Origin of the sequence: Hydrogenophaga sp. (genome assembly GCF_022844385.1) — a bacterium.
Classification (GTDB): Bacteria; Pseudomonadota; Gammaproteobacteria; order Burkholderiales; family Burkholderiaceae_C; genus Hydrogenophaga.
The window spans coordinates 80958-82851 of sequence record NZ_JALHLX010000004.1; the positions used below are offsets into that span (position 1 = coordinate 80958).

At 68.2% G+C, this 1894-nt stretch carries 3 protein-coding genes; 1 reads left to right on the plus strand and 2 read right to left on the minus strand.

Annotated elements, in window-relative coordinates; genetic code table 11:
• Positions 1 to 1002: sulfatase-like hydrolase/transferase (locus Q0C59_RS01960; protein WP_291210936.1), on the plus strand; the 1002-nt coding region annotated here is incomplete at its 5' end.
• Positions 1003 to 1004: 2 nt separating this feature from the next.
• Here Q0C59_RS01960 and Q0C59_RS01965 read toward each other — a convergent pair.
• Together Q0C59_RS01965 and Q0C59_RS01970 are read right to left on the minus strand one after the other, a co-directional pair.
• Positions 1005 to 1763 (minus strand): FkbM family methyltransferase, encoded by a 759-nt coding sequence (locus Q0C59_RS01965; RefSeq protein WP_291210939.1) that lies wholly within the window; start codon positions 1761 to 1763, stop codon positions 1005 to 1007.
• A 12-nt stretch (positions 1764 to 1775) separates the two neighbouring features.
• The coding region (locus Q0C59_RS01970; RefSeq protein ID WP_291210947.1) for a hypothetical protein at positions 1776 to 1894 on the minus strand (119 nt) is incomplete at its 5' end.

Here is a 1894-nt window from a genome sequence, read left to right on the forward strand (position 1 = left end):
GACGTCTTGCTGGTGTTCGCGGAGTCCTACGGCGCCATCACTTTTGACGACGCCACACAGGCCGCCGCGCTCGCCGAACCACGCGCGGAGCTCGCGCAGGCGATTCAGGACAGCGGTCGCTTCGTGGTGTCGGCCCGCGTCACCGCACCGACCTTTGGCGGCTCGTCCTGGCTGTCGCACGCGGCGTTGCTGGCCGGCGTGGACACCACCGACCCAGCCGACCACGACCTGTTGCTGACCAGCCAGCGGCCCACGTTGGTGAGCCACTTCGCGCGCCACGGCTACCGCACGGTGGGCTGGATGCCCGGCCTCAAAAGCCCGTGGCCCGAAGGTGCGTTTTACGGTTTCGACCGCCTGGCCGATGACGCCGGCATTGGCTACCGGGGACGGGACTTCGGCTACTGGCGCATCCCCGACCAGGCCGCCATGGCCATGCTGCAAGCGCAGGAACTGGACCGCACAAGCGCGCGCGAACCGCGCTTTGCCGTGTTCGCCACCACCAGCACGCATGCGCCCTTTCACCCGATTGCACCGTTTGTTGCCGACTCGGCCTCGTTGACAAGTCCCGAGGCCTATGCCGGAGTGGTGGCAGCGCCTGCTGCTGGATCGTTCATCCAGCCCTTGCCTCGGTACCTGGAGAGCATGCGGTACCAGCATGCGTGGATGGCCGACTACCTGCGCCGCTGGGCGCCCCGGCCCATGGTGATGATCGTGGTGGGCGACCACCAGCCACCGGCCCTGGTGAGCGGCCGGGGAGCCTCGTGGGAGGTGCCGGTGCACGTGGTCAGCGACGATGCGGCCTTGCTGCAGCGTTTGCTCGGCAACGGCTTTGTGGCGGGACTCACGCCACCGCCAGCTTCGCTGGGCCGCATGCCGACCCTGACCTCGGTGCTGTTGAACGCATTCGATGCGCCCGGCGCCCACGAGACCCGGGGCATCGACCATGTGGTGCGACCCGCCGATCCCGCCCTTTCAAAAGATCGATCGCCCTCCGGCTCCTGATCTCAGCGTGCCAGCCAGGCATGCACGTCGCCCGACGGTCCATCGGGTGGCATGTTGTGCAGCCACGCACGCATGGCGTCGGCGTCCTCGCCCTCTGGCCGCAACAGGCGAAGGCGTTCCCCCAAGGACACGGCATAGCGGTAGCGCCCGGCACCAGCCAGTGCCTCCAGCCGGTCGATGCAGCCCAGCGCCACATCACGCACCGCAGGAACGAATTCGAACGACACCGCCGGCACCGGCTGGCTCAGGCCCATGAGCACCTCCAGCTCGAAGCCTTCCACATCGATCTTCACGAAATCGGGCACCCCATGTGCAGCGATCAAGGCGTCCAGTGTGGTCACCTCCACCAGCGGCCCGGTTTCCCACTGCACGCCGCGAAACGATGACGCTGCTCCGGCGCGCGCCACAAAGTCGGTCGAAAGTGTGGCCACCGAGGGCGTGCGTGGACTGGCCATCAAACGCGCCTGGCCCGGCGCGCGGCCCAAGGCCTGTGGCAGCAGTGTCACCACGGGGTCGGTGCCGAAGCGGCGCTGCAGCAGGCGCACAAAGTCGGCCTGCGGCTCCAGCGCCACCACGCGCGCGCCGAGCTGGCGAAAGGCCAGGACCCGGTTGCCGGCGTGGGCCCCCACATCAAACGCCAGCCCACCGGCTGGCACAAAGCGGCGGTAAAAGCGCCGCAGCTGCATGCCGCGCCACGGAATGCCGCGGTAAACCAGCAGCGAACGCAGCAGGCCGAACTGGCGGTCGAGCTGCTCGCCCATCAGGCGACTACCTCATTCCCACTCGATCGTGGCCGGAGGCTTGCTGCTCACGTCGTAGGTCACCCGGTTGATGCCGCGCACCTCGTTGATGATGCGGCTGGACACCTTCTTGAGCAGCGCGTAGGGCAGCT

Bases quoted from the DNA above. Each gene is read 5' to 3' on its own strand.
- Q0C59_RS01965 (WP_291210939.1), bottom strand. From the start codon at position 1,763: ATGGGCGAGCAGCTCGACCGCCAGTTCGGCCTGCTGCGTTCGCTGCTG.